Genomic DNA, 20,220 nt, shown 5'->3' on the forward strand with positions numbered 1-20,220 from the left:
GAGAGACCATGCTGCTCATCGAGTGCCCCTACTGCGGGCCGCGCAACGAGACCGAGTACCACTACGGCGGCGAGGCACACGTCGCCTACCCCGAGGACCCCTCGGCCCTGTCCGACAAGGAGTGGGCGGAGTACCTCTTCTACCGCAACAACCCCAAGGGCCTGCTCAAGGAGCGCTGGGCGCACAGCACCGGCTGCCGCCGGTGGTTCAACGTCGTGCGCGACACCGCCACCTACGAGATCCAGGCCGTCTACCGGATGGGCGAGACCGCCCCGCAGAACGGAGGTGTCCGATGACCACCCAGCCCCAGCGCCTGTCCGCGGAGCGCAGCCCCGCCCACGGCATCGACCGCTCGGCCACCGTGCGCTTCAGCATCGACGGCCAGGAGCTCACCGGCCACCCCGGTGACACCCTCGCCTCGGCCCTGCTGGCCGCCGGCCGGGTCTCCTGCGCCGACTCGATGTACCTCGGCCGCCCGCGCGGGATCATGGCCGCCGGCGTCGAGGAGCCCAACGCCCTCGTGAAGGTCGCCGCCCGCACCTCCGCCGACGTCGACGAGTCGATGCTGCCGGCCCCGGCCGTGGAGCTCACCGACGGCCTGTCCGCCACGTGGCTGCGCGGCATGGGCCAGCTCGACCCCCGGGAGGACCGGGCCGTCTACGACCACAAGCACGTGCACACCGACGTGCTCGTCGTCGGCACCGGGCCCGCCGGCCTGGCCGCCGCCCGCGAGGCCGCCCGCTCCGGGGCCCGCGTGCTGGTGATGGACGAGCAGCCCGTGGCCGGCGGGTCCCTGCTCGCCGGCCGCGACCAGCGCATCGACGGCGAGGACGCCGTCGCGTGGACCCGGACGGTCGTCGCCGAGCTCGAGGACGCCCCCGAGGTCACCGTCCTGGCCCGCACCACGGCGATCGGCAGCTACGACAGCAACTACGTCGTGGCCGTCCAGCGGCGCACCGACCACCTCGGCGGCGCCCCCGCCGAGGGCGTCTCCCGCGAGCGGATCTGGCACGTGCGCGCCCGCCAGCTCGTGCTGGCCACCGGCGCCCACGAGCGCCCGATCGTGTTCGAGAACAACGACCGGCCGGGGATCATGCTCGCCGGGGCCGTGCGCGCCTACCTCAACCGCTGGGGCGTGGCCGCCGGGTCCGAGGTCGTCGTGGCCACCACCAACGACTCGGCCTACGACGTGGTCGCCGACCTCGCCGCCGCCGGGGTGGGCGTGGCCGCCGTGGTCGACTCCCGGCCGCGGCTCGAGGGTCGGGCGGCCGAGCTCGCCGCCGCGGCCGGGGTGCGGGTGCTCACCGGCAGCGCCGTGGTCGACACCCTCGGCGAGGGCGCGGGGGGCCGCGTCAGCGGCGTCGTCGTCGCCCCGCTCGACGACGACGGGCAGCCCGCCGGCCCCGCCGAGACGCTGCCGGCCGACCTGCTGGCCGTCTCCGGCGGGTGGACCCCCGTGGTGCACCTGCACAGCCAGCGGCAGGGCAAGCTGATCTGGGACGAGCGCCTCGCCGCGTTCGTGCCCGCCGCCCCGGTGGCCGGCCAGCACACCGCCGGGTCGGTCAACGGCACCACGGACCTGTCCTGGTGCCTCACCGAGGGTGCGCTCGCCGGCGCCGAGGCCGCCCGCCGGGCCGGCTTCCAGGTCCAGCCCTCCGCCCCCGAGGCGGAGAGCGTCGAGTCCGCCCCGGTGCGGCCCCTGTGGCTCGTGCCCGCCCGCGAGGGCGAGCCGGCCGAGTGGCGGAACTCCTTCGTGGACCTGCAGCGCGACCAGACCGTGGCCGACGTGCTGCGCTCGGTCGGGGCGGGGATGCGCTCGGTGGAGCACGTCAAGCGCTACACCTCGATCTCCACGGCCAACGACCAGGGCAAGACCTCGGGGGTCAACGCCATCGGCGTGATCGCCGCGGCGCTGAACACCCAGGACGTCGGCGGGATCGGCACCACCACCTACCGCGCCCCCTACACCCCGGTGGCCTTCGCCGCCCTCGCGGGCCGGCAGCGCGGGGAGCTGTTCGCCCCCGCCCGCCGCACCCCGATGCACGAGTGGCACGAGGCGCACGGGGCGCTGTTCGAGGACGTCGGGGAGTGGAAGCGCCCCTGGTACTACCCGCAGCCGGGCGAGGACATGGACGCGGCCGTGCTGCGCGAGTGCGCCGCGGCGCGCGAGTCGGTGGGCTTCATGGACGCGACCACCCTCGGCAAGATCGAGATCCGGGGCAAGGACGCCGGCGAGTTCCTCAACCGCGTCTACACCAACGCGTTCAAGAAGCTCAAGCCCGGCATGGGCCGCTACGGCGTGATGTGCACGCCCGACGGCATGGTCTTCGACGACGGCGTGACCCTGCGCCTGGACGAGGACCGGTACCTGATGACCACCACCACGGGCGGGGCCGCCAAGGTCCTCGAGTGGCTCGAGGAGTGGTCCCAGACCGAGTGGCCCGAGCTGGACGTGGTCATGACCTCCGTGACCGAGCAGTGGGCGACCATCGCCGTCGTCGGCCCGAGGTCCCGGGACGTCGTCGCGGAGCTGGCCCCGGACCTGGACGTCTCCCAGGACGCCTTCCCGTTCATGGCCTTCCGCGAGACCGTGCTGGCCTCCGGGGTCCCCGCGCGGATCTGCCGGATCTCCTTCTCCGGGGAGCTGGCCTTCGAGATCAACGTGGCCGGCTGGTACGGGCTGCGCACCTGGGAGGACGTCGCCGCCGCCGGCGAGAAGTTCGGCATCACCCCGTACGGCACGGAGACGATGCACGTGCTGCGCGCCGAGAAGGCCTTCCCGATCGTCGGGCAGGACACGGACGGCACCGTCACCCCGCAGGACCTCGGCATGGAGTGGGTGGTGTCCAAGACCAAGGACTTCATCGGCAAGCGCTCCTACTCCCGGCCCTCCGCGACCAGCGAGGACCGCAAGCAGCTCGTGGCGGTCCTGCCGGCCGACCCGCAGTTCCGGCTGCCGGAGGGCGCCCAGCTGATCACCGCGGGCACCCCCGTCACCCCGGAGGAGGGGCCCGTGCCGATGGAGGGCCACGTGACCTCCAGCTACCGCAGCGCCGCCCTGGGCCGGACCTTCGGCCTGGCCCTGGTGAAGAACGGCCGCAACCGCATCGGCGAGACGCTCCAGGCCCCGCTCGACGGGCAGCTGGTCGACGTCGTCCTCGCCGAACCCGTCCTCTACGACCCCGAAGGGAACCGCCGAGATGGCTGAGCAGCTGATGACCGACGACGCCACCGACCTCACGACCCTGCGCCGCAGCCCGCTGGCCCACCTGGCCGGGGCGATGGCGGAGCGGACCGTGACGGGCGAGCGGGGCGTGGCCCTGCGCGAGGTGCCGTTCCTGACGATGGTGGGGCTGCGGCTCGTGCCCGGCACGGACTCCGCCTCGACCGTCACGGACCTGACCGGCCTGCCCCTGCCGGGCGGCCACGGGGAGGTCACCGGCGACCCGGCGGCCACCGCCGTGCTGTGGCTGGGCCCGGACGAGTTCCTGCTCGTGGGCCCCGACGAGACGGTCGTGCCCGCAGGGCTCACCGGGGGCGCCGAGCGCGAGCCCGGGGCCCTGCCGAGCCTGTCCACCGCCCCGGCGGCCGTGCGCCTGTCCGAGGCGCTGGCCGGGGCCGGGGTGCCGGGGCAGGTCGTGGACCTCTCCGCCAACCGCACCACGCTCGAGCTCTCGGGCCCCTCGGCGCGGGAGGTCCTCGAGAAGGGCTGCCCGATGGACCTGCACCCGCGGGCCTTCGCGGCCGGCACCGCCGTGGCCACGACCCTGGGCCCGGTCCAGGTCCTGCTGTGGCGCACCGGGGAGCAGGAGTGGCGGGTTCTGCCGCGCGCCTCCTTCGCGGACTACACGGCCCGCTGGCTGCTGGACGCCATGACCGAGTTCGCGGCTCCCCAGGTGCCCTGATGGCCCTCAGCGTCCTCGACCTGTTCTCCGTCGGCATCGGGCCCTCCTCCTCCCACACGGTGGGCCCGATGCGGGCGGCCCGGCGCTTCGCCGAGGGCCTGCGGGCCGACGGCCTGCTGGATCAGGTGGCCCGCGTGCAGTCCGAGCTCTACGGCTCCCTCGGCGCCACCGGGTGGGGCCACGGCTCGGACAAGGCGGTGGTCCTGGGCCTGCTCGGGGAGGACCCCGAGACGGTCGACACGGACACCGCCGACGACACGGTGCGCACCACCGGCGAGCGCGGCGAGCTGCTGCTCGCCGGGGTGCGCCCCGTGCCCTTCGACCGGTCCGGGGACGTGGTGCTGCACCGGCGCAAGTCCCTGCCGGCCCACCCCAACGGGATGACCTTCCGGGCCCTGGGCGCGGACGGGCAGGTGCTGCGCGAGCGCACCTACTACTCCGTGGGCGGCGGGTTCGTGGTGGACGAGCAGGCCGCCGGCGCGGACCGGGTGGTGGCGGACGCCACGGTGGTGCCCCACCCGTTCCGCTCCGGGGCCGAGCTGCTGGCGATCTGCCGCCGGGAGGGGCTGAGCATCGCCGAGGTGATGCTCGCCAACGAGCGGGCCTGGCGCCCCGACGAGCAGACGCGCGAGGCGCTGCTGCGGATCTGGGCCGTGATGCAGGAGTGCGTGGAGAACGGCTGCACCCGCCCGGAGCCCACGCTGCCCGGCGGGCTGAAGGTCCGCCGCCGGGCCCCCGCGCTGCGCGCCCGGCTGCAGGAGCTCGAGGCGGCCGCCGCCGCGGCGCCGGGGCGGGTCGACGACCCGCTGCGGGCCATGGAGTGGGTCAACCTCTTCGCGCTGGCGGTCAACGAGGAGAACGCCTCCGGCGGGCGGATCGTGACGGCCCCCACGAACGGGGCCGCCGGGATCATCCCGGCCGTGCTGCACTACTGGGCGCGCTTCGTCCCCGGGGCCGACGACGACGGCGTGGTGCGGTTCCTGCTTACCGCCGGCGCCATCGGCATCCTCATCAAGGAGAACGCCTCGATCTCCGGGGCCGAGGTCGGCTGCCAGGGCGAGGTCGGCTCGGCCTGCTCGATGGCCGCCGCCGGGCTGTGCGCGGTCCTGGGCGGGACCCCCGAGCAGGTCGAGAACGCCGCCGAGGTCGGCATCGAGCACAACCTCGGGCTGACCTGCGACCCGGTGGGCGGGCTCGTGCAGATCCCGTGCATCGAGCGCAACGCCATCGCCTCCGTCAAGGCCGTCAACGCCGCACGGCTGGCCCTGCAGGGCGACGGCGAGCACAAGGTCTCCCTCGACCAGGCCGTGAAGACCATGCGGGAGACCGGCAAGGACATGAAGATCAAGTACAAGGAGACCTCTCGTGGTGGACTCGCCGTCAACGTCGTCGAATGCTGATCCGCGCCCGCAGGGGGAGGCCGTGCTGACCGCGCCGGCCACCACCGAGCTGGTCCTGACCCTGGACTGCCCCGAGCGGCCGGGGATCGTGCACGCCGTCAGCGGCGTGCTGCTCGAGCACGGCTGCACGATCGTGGAGCTGACCCAGTTCGACGACCGCCGCTTCGGGCACTTCTTCATGCGCGTGCACGTGGCCTCGGCCACCGGGGAGGGCCTCGACGCCGACGCCCTGCGCGCCGACCTCACCCCGGTGGCCGAGCGCTTCGGGATGCGCTGGGAGCTCAACGAGCACGGGGCCAAGCGGCGCGTGCTCGTGATGGTCTCCAAGTTCGGCCACTGCCTCAACGACCTGCTCTTCCGCGCCCGCACCGGGGAGCTGCCGGTGGACATCGTCGCGGTGGTCTCGAACCACCGCGACCACCAGCGCCTCGTGGAGTGGCACGGCATCCCGTTCTTCCACGTGCCCGTCACCCCGGACACCAAGCCCCGGGCCGAGTCCCGGCTGCTGGAGCTCGTGGACCGCTTCGAGGTGGACCTCGTGGTCCTGGCCCGGTACATGCAGGTGCTCAGCGACTCGCTGGCCACCCGGATGGAGGGACGGGTGATCAACATCCACCACTCGTTCCTGCCGTCCTTCAAGGGCGCCAAGCCCTACCACCAGGCCTACGAGCGCGGGGTGAAGACCGTGGGCGCCACGGCCCACTACGTCAACGCCGAGCTGGACGAGGGGCCGATCATCGCCCAGCAGGTCGTGGAGGTGGACCACACCTACGGACCCGAGGACCTCGTGGCCGCCGGCCGGGACACCGAGTGCAAGGCGCTGTCCAACGCGGTGAAGTGGCACTGCGAGGGCCGGGTGATCCTGCACGGCAACCGCACGGTCGTCCTGCGCTGAACGCCGCCCCGGCAGGGCGCGGCGGAGGGCCGGCGGGGAGCTCCCCGCCGGCCCTCCGCGCGTGCCGGGGCCGTTCCGGGTCCGGCGGTGCGGGGGAGAGGCACCCGCCCGCAGCCGAGCGGTGCCGGGCGCACGGCTCCTCCCCGGGGCTGCGCGCCCGGGCGCACGGCGACGCCCCCCGGGCAGCCGGGGGGCGTCGTGGCGGTGCGGGTCAGCGGCCGGCGCGTTCCTGCCGGCGGGGGCACCGGCCCGCCGCGACGGTGCGGCCGGGAACGCGGCCGGCGCTCACCGGGCGGCTCCGGCCGTCTCGCTCCGCTCCGTCCCGGCCGCGGCCGTGCCGTCGCGGGCGATCTCGACCACGGAGCGCAGCACCGTTCCGGTCCGCATCCTGGCGAAGGCCTCGTCGACGTCCTCGAGCCCGATCCGCTCGGTGACGAAGCCGTCGAGGTCCAGCCGGCCCAACAGGTACTGGTCCACGAGCATGGGGAAGTCCCGCGAGGGCAGGGTGTCGCCGTACCAGGCGGACTTGATGGCCCCGCCGTGGCCGAAGACCTGGTCCAGCGGGGCCTCCCAGGTGGTGCCCGGGGCGGGGACCCCGACCAGGACCAGGCGCCCGGCCAGGTCGCGGGCCTCGAAGGCCTGGGCGAAGGTGGGGGCGATCCCCACCGCGTCGACGACCAGGTCGGCGCCGTGCCCGCCGGTGAGCTCCCGGATCGCGGCCACCGGGTCGGTGTCCTTCGAGTTCACGGTGTGGGTGGCGCCGAACCGCCGGGCGGTGGCGAGCTTGTCGTCGTCGAGGTCCACGGCGACGATCGTGGTGGCCCCGCCCAGGGCGGCCCCGGCGATCGCTGCCGCACCGACCCCGCCGCAGCCGATCACGGCCACGGACTCCCCGCGCTGGAGGGCCCCGGTGTTGAGGACCGCGCCGATGCCGGCCATGACCCCGCAGCCGAGCAGGCCCACGGCCGCGTACTGCTCCGGGGCCAGCTCGGCCTCGATCTTCGTGCACTGCCCGGCGGCCACCAGGGTCTTCTCGGCGAAGGCGCCGATGCCCAGGGCGGGGGTCAGCTCGGTGCCGTCCTCGAGGGTCATCCGCTGCGTCGCGTTGGCGGTGTCGAAGCAGTACCAGGGCCGGCCCTTCTTGCAGGCCCGGCACTGCCCGCACACCGCGCGCCAGTTGAGGATCACGTGGTCGCCCACGGCGACCTCCGTGACGTCCTCGCCGACGGCCGAGACGATGCCCGCGGACTCGTGGCCCAGCAGGAACGGGTAGTCGTCGCCGACCCCGCCCTCGACGTAGTGGTGGTCGGTCTGGCAAACCCCGCAGGTGAGCACGTCGACCAGGACCTCTCCGGGCCCCGGGTCCGGGACCAGGACCGTCTCCACGCTGACCGGCTGGTTCCTGCCCCTGGACACCACGCCCTTGACCTTGTGCATGCGCTGTCCTGCCTTTCGTCGTCGTCGGCGCCGGGACCGGCGCCGTTCGAGGAGGTTCCGTGCTCCCGGGGATCCGTAGGCTCCCCGGGGCCCGGGGCGGTGCGACCGCGGCCGGGGCGACGGGCGTCCCGGCCGCGGAGGTCTCAGCCGCGGATGCGCTCCATGCCGGGGTCCACGAGCGGCTCGGCCGAGACCGTGGCCGGGACCCGCTCGCAGTGGTAGAGGATCTCCACGGTGTCGCCCTCGGTGACCTCGGGCGGCAGCCACGCGTAGGCGACGGGCCGCCCGACGGTGTAGCCCCACGCGGCGCTGGTGACGTAGCCGGCGGGGACCCCGTCCACGAACACGGGCTCCTTGCCGAGCACCACGGTGCGGCCGTCGTCCACCGTCAGGCAGCGCAGGCGGCGCCGGGCCGGGGGCTCGGCCGCGACGGCCGCCGAGCCCACGAACTCGCCCTTGTCCTTCTTCACGGCGAAGTCCAGCCCGGCCTCCACGGGGGTGTGCTCGGTGGTCATGTCCGTGCCCCACGCGCGGTAGCCCTTCTCCAGGCGCAGGCTGTTGAACGCGGCGCGCCCCGCGGGGACGATCCCGTGCTCCCGGCCCGCCTCGGCCAGCAGGTCCCACAGCCTCAGGCCCTGGTCGGCGGTGGTGTAGAGCTCCCACCCGAGCTCGCCCACGTAGGACAGCCGCATCGCGGTGACCCGCAGCCCGCCCACCCGGATCTGCTTGGTGCGGAAGTACTTCAGCCCGTCGTTGCTGAGGTCGTCCCGGGAGACCTTCGCCATGACCTCGCGGGCCTTCGGGCCCCACAGGCCGATGCAGCAGGTCTCGGCGGTGATGTCCCGCACCCGGACCCAGGCGGTGGGGTCCTCGGCGCTCTGCCGCTTCGCCTCGGCGCAGAGGTAGGCGACGTCCACGGCGCCGTTGATGCCGGCCTGGAACAGCTCCTCGTCGAGCCGGGCCACCGTGATGTCGCTGCGGATCCCGCCCTTCCCGTCCAGCAGGAGACAGTAGGTCACGGCTCCGGGCTTGCGCAGGACGTTGCCGGTGCTCAGCCGCTGCAGCAGGGCGGCGGCGCCGGGGCCCTCGACCGTAACACGCGCGAGCGGGGTCATGTCGTACATCGCCACGGCGGTGCGGGTCCTCCAGGCCTCGACGGCCGCGACGGGGGAGTGGTACCTCGCCGCCCACGGCTCCCGCTCGGGCTCGCGCCACTGCTCGGGCAGCTCGTCCAGGAGCGCCGCGTTGGACTCGTACCAGTGGGGCCGCTCCCAGGCGTGGCCCTCCAGGAAGAAGGCGCCCAGCTCGCGCTCCCGGGAGTGGAACGGGCTGACCCGCAGGTCGCGCGGGGATTCCCGGGGCTGGAGGGGGTGGAGGACGTCGTAGATCTCCACGAAGTTCTGCTTGCCGGTCTCCTCGACGTACTCGCGGGACAGCTGCACGTCCTCGAAGCGGGTGGCCTCGCAGCCGTGCAGGTCCGTCTCGGAGGCACCCTCCACGAGCAGCTCGGCCACGGCCTTGGCCACACCGGAGGAGTGGGTGACCCACACGGCCTCGGCGACCCAGAAGCCCGCGAGGTCCGGGGACTCGCCGATGAGGGGACCGCCGTCCGGGGTGAAGGAGAAGATCCCGTTGAACCCCTCGGCCACCTCGCTGCCGCGCAGGGACGGCAGGAAGCGCCGGCTCTCCTCCCACTGCGGGGCGAAGTCCTCGGGCGTGAACTCCAGCCGGGACGGCATCCGGTCGTGGGCGATGTCCCGGGGCGCCCAGCGGGGGAGCTCCTCGAGGTCCACCGGGATCGGGCGGTGGGCGTAGGAGCCGATGCCGATCCGGTCGCCCCACTCCCGGTAGTACAGGTCGGCGTCCTGGTGCCGCAGGATCGGCAGGGTGGCCCCGTTCGGGGCGTCGTGCCTGCCGACGAGCTCCGGGACGGCGGAGGTGAAGACGTACTGGTGGGCCAGGGGCTGGAGGGGGCAGGGCATGCCGGCCAGCTCGCCGATCGCCGGTCCCCAGAAGCCCGCGCAGGAGACGACGACGTCGGCCGGCACCGTCGACCCGTCGGCGACGGTCACCCCGGTCACGCGGCCGTTGGCCCGCTCGATGCCGGTGACGGTCGTCTCCGCCCGGTAGGTCACCCCGGCCCGGGAGGTGCGCTCGACGAGCACCTGCACGGCCCGGGCGGCGAGGGCGAGCCCGTCCGTCGGCACGTGGTAGCCGCCGAGGACCATCTCGGGGTTCACCAGCGGGTGCTGCTCCAGGACCTCCTCGGGGGTGAGCAGCCGGCCCGGCAGGCCCCACGACGCCGCCCAGCCCACCTTGCGCTTGAGCTCCTCCAGCCGTTCGGGAGTGGTGGCCACCTCGAGGCCGCCGACCTGGTTGAAGCAGCCCAGGGAGAGGAGCTTCTCCACCGTGTACGTCGCGAACCGGGTCATCGTGCGCGAGGGGTTCGTCTGGTAGACGAGCCCCGGCGCGTGCGAGGTCGAGCCGCCGGGCAGGGGCAGCGGCCCCTGCTCGAGGACGGTGATGTCGGTCCAGCCGCGCTGGACCAGCTCGTCGGCGAGGTTCGTGCCGACGATCCCGGCTCCGATGACGACGACGCGGGGGGTGGTGCTCATGGGCGGTCCTCCTGACCTGTGGGTGCCGGGCGTGGTTCAGCTCGGCCGGGACTCGTGGCCGTGGACCGTGAGGCCGGGCGGCAGGTTCGGGGCCTCCTCGGACTCCCGGACCACGATGTCGCCGTCGACCACGCTCACCTCGTGGACCCGCACGGGCAGCTTCGCCGGCGGGGCGTCGACGGCGCCGGTGCGCAGGTCGAACTTCGAGGCGTGCAGCGGGCACTCCACCTCGCAGCCCTCCACCCAGCCGTCGGCGAGCGAGGCGTCCTGGTGGGTGCACGTGTCGTCGATCGCGAACAGCTCGCCCTCCTCGGTGTGGAACACGGCAATGGGCGGCGTCGTCTCGAGCCGCAGCGCCTCGCCGGGTGCGAGGTCCTTCAGGGGACAGGCCTTGTGCATCCGAACGGATCCTTTCCTGAGGAGCGGCCGTGCCGTGCCGGGTGCTCCGACCCGGCCGCATCGACCTCACGATGAGCAACGAGTGTTGCGATGCGCAACATCGTGGGGACCGCTTCCGCGTCGTGTCAAGGATTGCGCCGTTCTCCCGGGGTGTCGCCGGGTCACACGGGCGCGCGGTGTGAAATCCGTGTGTCGAATTCCCGGAACCTCTTGACGGCGGGGGTGGGGAGGCCCACGCTGTTCCTCACATCACGCATCGCGTTGCACTTGACGCACAGGCGGATGGAGCGGCGGGATCCCCGCCGCGCCCCCGACCACCTGCACCAGACACCCGAAAGGGGTCCCCCATGGAGTCCCTCGTCATCGTCGGGGCGTCCCTCGCCGGCCTCGCCGCCGCCCGGGCCGCACGGAACCACGGATACACCGGCCGCCTCACCGTCGTGGGCGAGGACCCGCAGCGCCCCTACGACCGCCCCCCGCTGTCCAAGGACTTCCTCGCCGGCCGGATCGGCGCGGAGGACCTCGCGCTGGAGACGGAGGCCGACGACCTCGACGCCGAGTGGGTCCTGGGGGTGCGGGCGGTCTCCTTCGACGCCGTCACCCGCACCGTCGTGCTCGACGACGGCCGGCTGCTGCACGCCGAGGGCCTCGTGGTCGCCACCGGCGCCTCGCCCCGGTCGCTGCCGCCGATCGCCGGCCTGGACAACGTCGTGACCCTGCGCACCGTCGCGGACGCGCACCGGCTGCGGGAGCTGCTGGCCCCGGGCCGGCGGCTGGTCGTGGTCGGCGCCGGGTTCATCGGCGCGGAGGTCGCCTCCACGGCCCACGAGCTGGGGCTCGAGGTCACCGTGGTCGAGAAGTCGCCCACCCCGCTGTGCGGGCCCCTCGGGGCCGAGCTCGGCGCGGTCGTGGCCGGCCTGCACGAGCGCGCGGGCGTCGAGCTGCTCTGCGGCACCGACATCGAGCGCTTCGAGGTCGCCGGGGGCGCCGTGCGCGCGGTCCACCTGGCCGGCGGGCGGCAGCTGCCGGCCGACGTCGTGGTCGTCGGCATCGGCGCGGCGCCCAACACCGCCTGGCTGGAGGGCTCCGGGGTCGAGCTCGGCAACGGCGTGCTGTGCGACGCGGTGGGCCGCACCGGTGTCCCCGGCGTCGTCGCCGTCGGCGACTGCGCCGCCTGGTACGACCCCGCCACGGGCACCCACCGCCGGGTCGAGCACTGGACCGGCGCCGCCGAGCGTCCGGCGATCGCCGTCGGCGCGCTGCTCGGGGCCGATCCGGCGGAGCTGCCGGCGGTGAAGCCGCCGTACTTCTGGTCCGACCAGTACGGCACCCGCCTGCAGTTCGCCGGGGACGCCGCCCGCGGGGACCGCATCGTCTACGAGCAGGGCGGGCCCGGCGAGGACTCCCTGCTGGCCGTCTACTACGCCGGCGACGAGCCGGTCGCCGTGCTCGGCTGGAACCAGGTGCGGCTGTTCTGCCGCTGGCGCAAGACCCTCGAGAAGCTCGCCGCCGCCCGCGCGGCCGCGGCTCCCGCCGTGGCCGCCTGAGCCCGACCCGCCCGTCCCGACCCCCGTCCGCCGCCCGTGCGGCGGGCCGCCGCCTCGACCCTCAGGAGCACGACCTTGTCGACCACCGTCATCTCCGACAGCCTCATCGCCACCCTGCCCGGTTCCAGCTACGTCGACGAGGAGGTCTTCCGCGCCGAGCAGGAGCGGATCCTCGAGCAGATGTGGTTCTGCGCCGTGCGCGCCTCGGACCTGGACAAGCCCGGGGCCTTCCGCACCGTGCAGGTGGGCCGGGAGTCGATCATCATCACCCGCAACCGCAAGCACGGGATCCGGGCGTTCTACAACGTCTGCCGCCACCGCGGCGTGAAGCTGTGCACGGAGCAGACGGGCGAGGCCGGCCGCTCCTTCCAGTGCCCCTACCACGCGTGGACCTACGACTTCGACGGCAAGCTGATCGCGGCCCCCAACCTCACGAAGATGCCCGACATCGACCGCCAGGAGTACGGGCTGGTGGGCGTGCCGGTGCGGGAGTACCTCGGCTACGTGTGGGTCTGCCTGGCCGACGAGCCCCCGTCCTTCGAGGAGGACGTGGTGGGCGCGATCCAGGAGCGGCTCGGGGACGCGACCGCGATCGAGGGCTACGACGTCGCCCACCTGTCCGTGGGCCGGCGGATCACCTACGACGTCAAGGCGAACTGGAAGCTCATCATCGAGAACTTCATGGAGTGCTACCACTGCGCGACCATCCACCCCGAGCTCACCGAGGTGCTGCCCGAGTTCGCCGACGGGCTGGCCGCGCAGTACTTCGTGGGCCACGGCGCGGAGTTCGGCGAGGAGGTCCAGGGCTTCACGATCGACGGCACCGAGGGCCTCGAGCGGATCCCCGGGGTCGCCGAGGACCAGGACCGGCGCTACTACGCGATCACCATCAAGCCCACGGTGTTCGTCAACCTCGTGCCCGACCACGTGATCGTCCACCGCATGTTCCCCCTCGCCGCGGACCGCACGGTCGTGGAGTGCGACTGGCTCTACCTGCCCTCGGTGGTCGAGTCCGGCAAGGACGTCTCCGCCTCGGTCGAGCTCTTCCACCGGGTCAACCAGCAGGACTTCGACGCCTGCGAGCGCTGCCAGCCCGCGATGAGCTCCAGGGTCTACGCCAAGGGCGGGGTGCTGGTGCCCAGCGAGCACCACATCGGCGCGTTCCACGACTGGATCCTGACGAAGGTCGGGGACGTCCTCGAGCGGCGCACCGCACCCGCGGCCCAGGAGGTGCAGGGGTGAGCGGCGACGGCGGCCGGCAGGACCCGGCCCGCCCCGCCGACGCCCCGGCGCCGCCGGAGGTGCGCCCGCCCGTGGACGACACCACGCACCTGCACGAGACCGAGGCCCAGGAGGCCGCGATCCTCGACGAGCTCAGGGTCGGGGTCGCCGAGCGCCGCACCTCGGTGCGCGCCGGGCTGGAGGGCCTGGACCGCACCATCCTCGTGGTCACCGGCGCCCTCGTGGTCGGCTTCGTGCTGTGGGGCTTCCTCGGCACGGAGTCCCTGTCCGCCGCGTCCTCGGCCGCGCTGGCGTGGGTGCTCGAGAGCACCGGCTGGGTCTTCGTGCTGCTGGCCTCGCTGTTCGTCGCCTTCGTGCTGTGGTTGGCGCTGGGCCGGTTCGGGGCCATCCCGCTGGGCAAGGACGGGGAGCGCCCGGAGTTCCGCACGGCCTCGTGGATCTCCATGATGTTCGCGTGCGGGATGGGCATCGGCCTGATGTTCTACGGCGTCGCCGAGCCGCTCTACCACTACGTCTCCCCGCCGCCGGCCACGGTGGACGGTCAGAGCGCCGAGGCGATCGAGACGGCCATGGCCACCTCGCTGTTCCACTGGACCCTGCACCCGTGGGCGATGTACGCGGTGCTCGGGATCGCCATCGCCTACGGCACGTTCCGGATGGGGCGCAAGAACCTGCTCTCGGAGGCGTTCGTGTCCCTGTTCGGGCGCCGGGCGGTCGACGGGGTCGGGGGCAGGCTCATCAACATCCTCGCGATCTTCGCGACCCTCTTCGGCTCCGCGGCCTCGCTGGGGCTGGGGGCCCTGCAGATCGGCAGCGGCCTGCAGTTCAACGGCGTGGTCGGGCAGGTGGCGACCCCGCTGCTGGTGCTGGTCATCGCGGTGCTGACCTTCTGCTTCGTGGCCTCCGCGGTCTCGGGGATCGAGCGCGGCATCCAGTTCCTGGCCAACACCAACATGGTGCTCGCCGTCCTCATGGCCGTCGTGGTCTTCGCGGTCGGGCCCACCCTGTTCGTCCTCAACCTGGTGCCCACGGCGATCGGCTCGTACTTCCAGCAGCTGCCGGAGATGGCCGCCCGCACCGAGGCCGCCGGGGACGCGTCGATGCGCGAGTGGCTCTCCGGGTGGACCGTCTTCTACTGGGCCTGGTGGATCTCCTGGACGCCCTTCGTGGGGATGTTCATCGCCCGCATCTCCCGCGGGCGCACCATCCGCCAGTTCGTCACCGGCGTGCTGCTCGTGCCCTCGCTGGTGTCCCTGCTGTGGTTCGCCGTCTTCGGCGGCACCGCGATCGACATCCAGCGCCGGGCCGACGCCACGCCCGACCCGGGGGACGGGATCGCCACGGTCGTGGACGGGGTGCCCACCATCGCCTTCGACAGCGCGATCTACGACATGTTCACCGGACTGGACGCGCCGCAGGCGCTGACGACCGGGCTGGCGGTGCTGGCCATGGTCCTCACCGGCATCTTCTTCGTCACCGGGGCGGACTCCGCCTCCATCGTCATGGGCTCGCTCAGCTCCCGGGGCAGCCTGGAGCCCTCGCGCCCCGTCGTCGTCCTCTGGGGCGTGCTCATGGGCGCGGTGGCCGCGGTGATGCTGCTGGCCGGCGGGGACACCCCCGCCGAGGCCCTGAGCGGGCTGCAGCGGATGACGATCGTGGCCGCGCTGCCGTTCGTGCTCGTGATGGCCCTGCTGTGCGTGGCGCTGGTCCGGGACCTGCGGCGGGACCCGATGTGGCTGCGCCAGCGCCTGTCCGAGTCGGTGATGAACCGGGCGGTGCGCACCGCGGTCGACGAGTACGGCCACCAGCGCTTCACCCTGGTCACCCGGGAGAGCGCCGACCCGCCCACGGGGCAGCTGCGGGCGGTCGACGCCACCGCCGCCGGGCAGCCGATCTACGCCGCCCCGAACGGGAAGGACCGGCCCCGGACCACGGGACGGGCCCCGGAGCGGACCTGAGCCCCGTGACGGCCGTGGATAGCATGGGGGTCATGCCCCCTCATGCCCGCGCCTCCTCCGACCCCGCCGACGCCACGACCGAGCGCAGCGGCGGGGAAGGAGGAGGCGGCGGCGTGCAGTCCGTGGACCGGGCGATCTCGGTCCTGGAGATCCTCGCCCGCACAGGCGGGTCGAGCGTGACCGAGGTGGCCGCCGAGCTGGGGGTGCACAAGTCCACCGCCTCCCGGCTGCTCGCCGCGCTGGAGGCCCGCGGCCTCGTCCACCACGCCGCCGACCGCGGCCAGTACCGGCTCGGCTTCGGGATCCTGCGCCTGGCCCACGCGATCCCCGGACGGCTGAGCGTGGTCACCGAGGCCCGCGACGAGATCCGCGAGCTGGCCCGGACGGTCTCGGAGACCGTCAACCTGGCGGTGCTGCGCGAGGGCCACGCCGTCAACGTCGGCCAGGAGATGGGCCCGTCCACGGTCTCCACCTACGACTGGATCGGGAGCATCACCCCCCTGCACGCCACGGCCTCCGGCAAGGTGCTGCTCGCGGGGCTGCCCTCCGAGGACCGGGCCCGGGTGCTCAAGGAGCAGGGCCTGCGCTCCTACACCGCCCGCACGGTCACCTCCCGCAAGGCCCTGGAGCGGCAGCTGCTGGACGTCGCGGCGCAGGGCTACGCGGCCACGTCCGAGGAGTTCGAGATCGGCCTCAACTCCGTGGCCGTGCCCGTGCACGACCACCTCGGGACCGTGGTCGCGGCCATCAGCGTCTCCGGTCCCGCCTTCCGCTTCTCGGACGGGACGATGGAGGCGGTGCTCGAGGACCTGCGCGCGACCGGTGAGCGGGTGAGCCGGCGGATGGGCTGGGTGCCGGTGGACGGGACCGCCCCGCGCGGCTGACCGGCCGCGCCGGGGCCCGCCGCTACCCTGGGCCCATGACCGTGGAGCTGGACGAGCAGGGCACCGTCACCGCCGGGGGCCGCCCCGTGGACTGGGCCACCGCCTACCACTGGGCCGTGGACTCGCCCGAGACCATCACCGACCTCGTGCACGACACCAGGGCGTTCGTCACCGTCCTCGCCGCGGCCGAGCACGCGGGCCCCGGGGAGCAGGCCGCGGCCGTGCCCCGCGCCTTCGCCGCCGGAAGGCCCCGCCGCCCGGGGGCCACCTGGGCGGACGGGCAGCCGCAGGGCCCGGGCCCCAACGCCGTCGAGGTCCCCGGGGACGAGCAGGCCCCCGGCGGGGCGCGCGGGGCGGGGACCCCGGACGAGGCCGGCACCGCGGCGAGCCGTCCCGCCGAGGCGTCCGTCCCCGGGACGGACACCCCGGCGGACGACGACGGCGCCCCCGCCGCCGGCGGAACCGCCGCCCCGGGTCCGGCCGCGGAGCAGGCGGACTCGGAGCGCCCGTGAGCGCCCGCCGGCGCACGCTGCCGCCGGGGGCTACGCCGGGTTCTTGATCCCGAGCAGCTGCTCGAGCACCGTGTCCGGCTCGACCGGCCGGACCCGCACGCTCACCGCACCCATCCCGTGCAGCGCCGCCAGCGTCCCGATCCCGCGCCGCAGCTCCGCCAGGTCCCGGGCGGAGCGGTGCCGGTCGTAGGCGCGCGCGGTGGCGACGGCCCAGGCGTGGTGGTCCGAACCCGGCCCGGTGGGCGCTGCGCGGTCCCGGAAGTCGGCCGGGACGTCCCCCTCCCGCACCGCGAGCATCGTCAGGTCGAACACCGTGTCCGGGGCCGGGGCGAGCACCACCTCCGTCACCGGCTCCCCGGAGGGGTCCTGCGCGGGTCCGGCGGTGGCGACCAGGCCCCACCGGCAGGCGTAGTCGCCGAGGGCCTCGCAGAAGGCGCGCGGCACGGTCTCCGCGCAGGTGGAGAACTCAAGGGTCGTGGGCAACGGGCGGTCCTCGGGTCGGGTGCGGTGGGTGTCCGGGCGCCGGTCGGGCGGCCGCGGCCCGGGCGGTGCGCCGGGGCCGGGCAGGACACTGCAGGTCACACTATCCGAACGCCGGACGGCGCACTTGACACGGGGCCTGCCGCGCGATCCGTTTCTGTCGGCTCTTCGGGGGACAGGGCCGGTCGGTGCAGGAGCGGTTCGAGCCGTGTCCCGCCGGCCACGAGGAGCCCTGCCGGCCCCGGCCGGCGGACCCGACGGGGCTCCCAGGGTGCTCACGGCCGGCGCTGCTAGCTTCTGTGCTTCCCGCGGTCCGAGAGCCGGTCCGCCGCACGAGTGAGATACGGAGATCATGAGCGCCCTCTGCGACGCACCCTGTGACAGACCCGGGCCTTCGGGCCGTGCAGATGTGACGGGGTGGTGGGGCTGATGGAAGTCCTGTCGATCCTCGTGGGGGTGGCGCTGATCGCCGCCTGCGGCGCCTTCGTGGCCGCCGAGTTCTCCCTGATCACCGTCAACCGCAACGACGTCGAGGCCGCCGCCGCGGCCGGGGACCGCCGGTCGGCGGGCGTGCTGACGGCGATGCGGACCCTCTCCACCCAGCTCTCCGGCGCCCAGCTGGGCATCACCGTGACGAACCTGGGCATCGGCTTCCTGGCCGAACCGGCCGTCGCCGCGCTCGTCGTGGGACCGCTCACCGGTGCCGGGCTGTCCCCGGTGGCGGCGCGGTCGGCCTCGATCGTGCTCGCCCTCGTGCTGGCGACCGGGCTGACCATGATCTTCGGCGAGCTCGTGCCCAAGAACCTGGCCATCGCCCGGCCGCTGGGCACCGCCCGGGCGGTCACCGGTTTCCAGCGCGGCTTCACCACGGCCCTGGACTGGCCGATCCGCCTGTTCAACGGCAACGCCAACCGCATCGTGCGGGCCCTGGGCGTCGAGCCGCAGGAGGAGCTGGCCTCCACCCGCTCCCCGGAGGAGCTCGCCGGGCTCGTGCGCCACTCCGCCGACCGGGGCGCGCTGGCCGCGGCCACGGCCGAGCTCGTGGAGCGCTCCTTCGCCTTCGGCGACCGGCGCGCCCACGACGTCATGGTCCCGCGGGGCCGGATGATCACGCTCGCCCCGGACGAGACGGTCCAGGAGCTGCTGGCCCGCGCCCGCGCCACCGGCCACTCCCGCTTCCCCGTGGTCGCGGCGGAGGAGGGCCGTGTGGCCGGGGTGGTGCACGTGCGCCACGGTCTCGCGGTACCCCACGAGCGGCGCCACGAGGTGGCCGTCGGCACGGTCATGGGCGAGGCCCGGTTCGTGCCGGACACGGTCGAGCTGGACGAGCTCATGGACACCCTGCGGGCCGGCGGCCTGCAGATGGCGGTGCTGGTCGACGAGTTCGGCGACACCGCCGGGCTGGTCACCCTGGAGGACCTCGTGGAGGAGCTCGTCGGCGAGGTCCGCGACGAGCACGACCCCGTCGTCGAGCCCGTCACGGCGGAGGCCGACGGCTCCTGGGACCTGCCCGGGGCCCTGCGCCCGGACGAGGCGGCCGAGCACCTGGGGGTGGGCGTCCCCGAGCACGAGGAGTACGAGACCCTGGCCGGGCTCGTGACCCTGCACCTGGGCCGCCTCGCCGAGGTCGGCGACCGGGTGGCCGTGGCCGCCGAGCCCGCCCCCGGGGCGCCGCCGGCCACGATCGGCCTCGAGGTGACGGCCGTCGACGAGCACCGCATCACCGCGGTGCGCGTGCACGTCGAGTCCCCCCAGGGCGACGGCGCCGCCGTCGCCGCGCACGCCGAGGGGGCCCGGCGGTGAGCGAGCTGACCGGACTGGTCCTGACCGTGGTGCTGCTGGGTGCCAACGCCTTCTTCGTCGGTGCGGAGTTCGCCCTGATCTCCGCCCGCCGGACGGTCGTCGAGCCCAAGGCCCTCGCCGGGTCCTGGGCCGCACGGGTCACCCTGGGCGCGATGGAGAACGTCTCGATGATGATGGCCGGCGCGCAGCTGGGCATCACCATCTGCTCGCTGGCCCTGGGCTGGATCAGCGAACCGGCCATCGCGCACCTGCTGGAGGTGCCCTTCGCCGCGATCGGCGTCCCCGAGGCGCTGCTGCACCCCGTCGCCTTCGCGATCGCCCTGTCCCTGGTGACCTACCTGCACGTGGTCTTCGGGGAGATGGTGCCCAAGAACATCGCCCTGGCCGGCCCGGAGCGGATGGCCGTGGTCCTCGGCCCCGTCCTCGTCGGCGTGGTCACCGTGCTGCGCCCGCTGCTGTGGCTGCTCAACGGGGTGGCCAACACGATCCTGCGGCTGCTGAGGGTGGAGCCCAAGGACGAGGTCGCCTCCGTGTTCACCCGCGACGAGGTCGCCGCCCTGGTCGAGGAGTCCCGCCAGGGCGGGCTGCTGGAGGCCAACGACGAGCGGCTGCTGCTCGGCGCGCTGACCTTCGAGGAGCGCAGCGTGGCCGGGGTCGTCATCCCCCTCGCGGAGGTCACCGTCCTGCCCGCCGGGACCACCCCTGCCCAGGCCGAGACCGTGGCCGCGGGCGGGTTCTCCCGCTTCCCGGTCCTCGACGTCTTCGGCGAGCCGGCCGGCTACGTCCACATCAAGGACCTGCTGGAGCTCGACGCCCGGGTGCGGGACGCCCCGATCGATCCGCTCCTGATCCGGCGGCTGCCGGAGATCGGCCGGGAGGTGCCCCTGCGCCGCGCCCTGGCGCTGATGCAGCACTCCGGGGCGCACCTGGGCCTCGTGCTCGGGCCGGAGGGCAGGGCCGAGGGGATCGTGACCCTCGAGGACGTGCTCGAGGAGCTCGTCGGCCAGATCCGCGACGACAGCCGGCGGCTGCGCGTGCGCTGACCCGGCACCGCCCGCGTCCGTGCCGGCCCTCCGCGGGGAGGGCCGGGGCGGACGCGTTCCGGCGGGCGCCGGGCGGGGACCGTGCGCCCTGCGTCTCCGC

The 20,220-nt window shown here is 74.2% G+C and carries 16 protein-coding genes; 12 read left to right on the forward strand and 4 right to left on the reverse strand.

Annotated features, from left to right (window positions below):
* The first annotated feature begins 8 nt into the window (after positions 1 to 8).
* Genes AS188_RS03540 through purU form a run of 5 tightly spaced genes read left to right on the forward strand, consistent with a single transcriptional unit; the run spans position 9 to position 6,200 of the window.
* The gene (locus tag AS188_RS03540; protein ID WP_058857684.1) at positions 9 to 296 is read left to right on the forward strand and encodes a sarcosine oxidase subunit delta; all 288 of its coding nucleotides are present in this window, start codon (positions 9 to 11) and stop codon (positions 294 to 296) included.
* Positions 293 to 3,208 (forward strand): sarcosine oxidase subunit alpha family protein, encoded by a 2,916-nt coding sequence (locus tag AS188_RS03545; RefSeq protein ID WP_058857685.1) that lies wholly within the window; start codon positions 293 to 295, stop codon positions 3,206 to 3,208. The genes AS188_RS03540 and AS188_RS03545 overlap by 4 nt, the downstream gene beginning before the upstream one ends.
* Positions 3,201 to 3,905, forward strand: coding sequence for a sarcosine oxidase subunit gamma (locus AS188_RS03550; RefSeq protein WP_058857686.1), 705 nt, complete (start codon positions 3,201 to 3,203; stop codon positions 3,903 to 3,905). Before AS188_RS03545 ends, AS188_RS03550 begins: the two co-directional genes overlap by 8 nt.
* Positions 3,905 to 5,305 (forward strand): L-serine ammonia-lyase, encoded by a 1,401-nt coding sequence (locus AS188_RS03555; protein WP_058857687.1) that lies wholly within the window; start codon positions 3,905 to 3,907, stop codon positions 5,303 to 5,305. Before AS188_RS03550 ends, AS188_RS03555 begins: the two co-directional genes overlap by 1 nt.
* Positions 5,306 to 5,327: 22 nt before the next feature.
* Complete coding sequence (gene purU / locus AS188_RS03560) at positions 5,328 to 6,200, forward strand: formyltetrahydrofolate deformylase (protein ID WP_058857688.1); 873 nt, start codon at positions 5,328 to 5,330, stop codon at positions 6,198 to 6,200.
* A 285-nt stretch (positions 6,201 to 6,485) separates the two neighbouring features.
* Here the strand turns inward: purU and AS188_RS03565 are convergent, their stop codons facing one another.
* The 3 genes from AS188_RS03565 to AS188_RS03575 all read right to left on the reverse strand — a co-directional run bounded on the left by AS188_RS03565 (position 6,486) and on the right by AS188_RS03575 (position 10,651).
* Entirely contained in the window at positions 6,486 to 7,637 is a 1,152-nt protein-coding gene (locus AS188_RS03565; RefSeq protein WP_058857689.1) for an S-(hydroxymethyl)mycothiol dehydrogenase, read from the reverse strand.
* A gap of 143 nt (positions 7,638 to 7,780) precedes the next feature.
* A complete protein-coding gene (locus AS188_RS03570) occupies positions 7,781 to 10,252 on the reverse strand; it encodes a GcvT family protein (RefSeq protein ID WP_058857690.1) in 2,472 nt (823 codons plus the stop codon).
* Positions 10,253 to 10,288: 36 nt separating this feature from the next.
* Positions 10,289 to 10,651, reverse strand: coding sequence for a bifunctional 3-phenylpropionate/cinnamic acid dioxygenase ferredoxin subunit (locus AS188_RS03575; RefSeq protein ID WP_058857691.1), 363 nt, complete (start codon positions 10,649 to 10,651; stop codon positions 10,289 to 10,291).
* Positions 10,652 to 10,998: 347 nt separating this feature from the next.
* Here AS188_RS03575 and AS188_RS03580 point away from each other — a divergent pair, with 347 nt between their 5' ends.
* From AS188_RS03580 to AS188_RS03600, 5 genes are all read left to right on the forward strand, one after another.
* Positions 10,999 to 12,198, forward strand: coding sequence for an NAD(P)/FAD-dependent oxidoreductase (locus AS188_RS03580; RefSeq protein WP_058857692.1), 1,200 nt, complete (start codon positions 10,999 to 11,001; stop codon positions 12,196 to 12,198).
* Positions 12,199 to 12,273: 75 nt separating this feature from the next.
* Positions 12,274 to 13,440 carry an aromatic ring-hydroxylating oxygenase subunit alpha gene (locus AS188_RS03585; RefSeq protein WP_058857693.1) on the forward strand — a complete coding sequence of 389 codons (1,167 nt, stop codon included), beginning with the start codon at positions 12,274 to 12,276 and terminating at the stop codon, positions 13,438 to 13,440.
* Entirely contained in the window at positions 13,437 to 15,398 is a 1,962-nt protein-coding gene (locus tag AS188_RS03590) for a BCCT family transporter (protein WP_058857694.1), read from the forward strand. Before AS188_RS03585 ends, AS188_RS03590 begins: the two co-directional genes overlap by 4 nt.
* Positions 15,399 to 15,430: 32 nt before the next feature.
* Positions 15,431 to 16,282 carry an IclR family transcriptional regulator gene (locus tag AS188_RS03595; protein WP_058859705.1) on the forward strand — a complete coding sequence of 284 codons (852 nt, stop codon included), beginning with the start codon at positions 15,431 to 15,433 and terminating at the stop codon, positions 16,280 to 16,282.
* A 35-nt stretch (positions 16,283 to 16,317) separates the two neighbouring features.
* Positions 16,318 to 16,794, forward strand: a complete 477-nt coding sequence (locus AS188_RS03600; protein ID WP_058857695.1) for a hypothetical protein — start codon at positions 16,318 to 16,320, stop codon at positions 16,792 to 16,794.
* Positions 16,795 to 16,824: 30 nt separating this feature from the next.
* Here the strand turns inward: AS188_RS03600 and AS188_RS03605 are convergent, their stop codons facing one another.
* Entirely contained in the window at positions 16,825 to 17,277 is a 453-nt protein-coding gene (locus AS188_RS03605; protein WP_058857696.1) for a hypothetical protein, read from the reverse strand.
* Between the two features lie 426 nt (positions 17,278 to 17,703).
* Here AS188_RS03605 and AS188_RS03610 point away from each other — a divergent pair, with 426 nt between their 5' ends.
* Together AS188_RS03610 and AS188_RS03615 are read left to right on the forward strand one after the other, a co-directional pair.
* Positions 17,704 to 19,077: a hemolysin family protein gene (locus AS188_RS03610; protein WP_058859706.1), complete on the forward strand. Its 1,374-nt coding sequence runs from the start codon at positions 17,704 to 17,706 to the stop codon at positions 19,075 to 19,077.
* Positions 19,074 to 20,120: a hemolysin family protein gene (locus AS188_RS03615; RefSeq protein ID WP_058857697.1), complete on the forward strand. Its 1,047-nt coding sequence runs from the start codon at positions 19,074 to 19,076 to the stop codon at positions 20,118 to 20,120. The genes AS188_RS03610 and AS188_RS03615 overlap by 4 nt, the downstream gene beginning before the upstream one ends.
* Positions 20,121 to 20,220: the final 100 nt, after the last annotated feature.

The organism is Kocuria flava (assembly GCF_001482365.1).
GTDB classification, from domain to species: Bacteria; Actinomycetota; Actinomycetes; order Actinomycetales; family Micrococcaceae; genus Kocuria; species Kocuria flava.